Genomic DNA, 1,427 nt, shown 5'->3' with positions numbered 1-1,427 from the left:
CCTAGTAGTGCTTCGTTAGGTTCTGCCCTGTCTGTGGCGGCTTCGTTGGGTGGGTAGGGGTCGTCCGCAGGTGGTGCAGGTACCGACCCAGCACCTCAGCAGGTCCTGGAGGAGATCGAGGACCTGGTAGAGGGTCAGGCCGGTGTGCGGACTTTTGGGTCGAGCCGCCTGAGGGTGAGGAATGCCTGGGCGGCGGTGACGAGGGTGACGTGGTGGTGCCAGCCGCGCCAGGTGCGGCCCTCGAAGTGGTCCAGTCCGAGGCCGTGCTTGAGTTCGCGGTAGTCATGTTCGATCCGCCAGCGCATCTTGGCCCACCTCACCAGGTCAGCGGCCGGTGTGGTGGCGGGCAGGTTCGATATCCAGTAGTCCGTCGGAGTGTCCTGGCCGTCCGGCCATTCGACGAGGAGTGTCTGGACGGGCAGGACGCCGTCCCACCGGTTGCGGCCGCCGCCCGCCTCCTGAGCTGCGGCCAGGGACTGCTTGCCCGCGGGCCGCACTGTCAGCACCGCGAACCGCGAGGTCATCGCGCCTTTGCTGCCCTGCCTCCAGGTCACCTCGGTGAACCGCTCCGCACCCGCCTGCGCTGCCAACACGGAAACGGCTCGCGGTGGGGTGCGGTAGCGGGGAAGGGTGGGTGGTCCGAGTCCGCCATAAGCAGGCTGGTGCGGCTCGGCATCCTCCGGGTGGGCGACTTCCTTCCCGTTCAGGGCCAGGACATAGGACAGTCCTCGCTCCTGGAGACCGAGCCGGAAGGGGGTGCTGACGCCGTAGCCGGCGTCGGCGACCACGACCGGCGCCTTCAGCTGCCACTCGGCGAGTGTGTCCAGCAGGCCGAGCGCGAGACGCCACTTTTCCCGGTGCACCACATCGTCTGGGACACCTGCCCTGCGGCATCGCTCCGGCTCGTCCGTCCACTCACGCGGCAGATACAACTGCCACTGCAACGGGCACGAGGCGGAGTCGGTGGCGGCATGGACGCTGACCGCGACCTGGCAGTTCGCCCGTTTCCCCATGGCTCCGCAGTACTGGCGGGCCACCCCGACCGACGCCGTCCCGCACTTGGGGAACGACACGTCATCGATCACCCACACCTCGGGCCTGACAACTTCGGACAGCCGCTCGGCGATCCGCTGTCTGACGGGCAGCGGATCCCACGGCGACTGGTTCACGAACTGCTGCAGTGCCTGCATGTTGCCGTCCGGCAGCCGCTCGGCCATCGGCTGGATCGACTTGCGCCGGCCGTCGAGCATCAGGCCCCGCAGATAACACTCGCCCCACCGCCGCTGATCCCGCCGCGGCACCGACCCGAACACATCGGCAACGAACTCCGATAACTCACCCCGGAGCCGTTCCACCTCCCCCAACCTCATACCGGAGAAGATGCCCACCACCAGGCGAGATCACTCGACGTAACGAAGCACTACTAG

1 protein-coding gene is annotated in these 1,427 nt (G+C 67.7%); it reads right to left on the bottom strand.

Translation table 11 applies throughout. The annotated features are described in order from the left end of the window. Positions 1 to 134: 134 nt before the first annotated feature. Positions 135 to 1,370: an IS701 family transposase gene (locus AB0958_RS45120; RefSeq protein ID WP_366896291.1), complete on the bottom strand. Its 1,236-nt coding sequence runs from the start codon at positions 1,368 to 1,370 to the stop codon at positions 135 to 137. Positions 1,371 to 1,427 lie beyond the last annotated feature (57 nt).

This window comes from Streptomyces sp. NPDC006655, from assembly GCF_040703965.1.
Classification (GTDB): Bacteria; Actinomycetota; Actinomycetes; order Streptomycetales; family Streptomycetaceae; genus Streptomyces.
The sequence above is the reverse complement of the archived record's forward strand: the minus strand, read 5'-3'. Positions and strand labels throughout refer to the sequence as shown.